Below are 389 nucleotides of genomic sequence, written 5' to 3' on the forward strand. Positions count from 1 at the left end.
ACTTCTACCTACCCTATAAACTCTCGAAAGTGGGGGGAGAGTGAAAAACTACTGTAACTAAACCACCAATACCAGAACCAATAATAATGGCATCAAATAATGCGGAATTCATAATTTTTAATTTAATCCAAAAAAGAGGGAAAAGTCTGCTGCTGCTGACTAATCCCGCCTGCCGATTCTTTAAAGAGAGGAGAACACTTGAAAATAATATAACTCTGATTGAGAATCTTTGTCAACTATTAATGAGAAGATTTATCAATAAATTATTTAGGGCTTGCTGATTTACTCCTGACTCCCTCCTGGGCGCAGGGCCTGCGCCCCTACCTTCAGGTTTCTTCTTTCTTCTTTCTTCTTTCTTCTTTCTTCTTTCTTCTTTCTCCTGACTCCTG

It is taken from the genome of Dolichospermum sp. UHCC 0259 (assembly GCF_009711935.1).
Lineage (GTDB): Bacteria > Cyanobacteriota > Cyanobacteriia > Cyanobacteriales > Nostocaceae > Dolichospermum.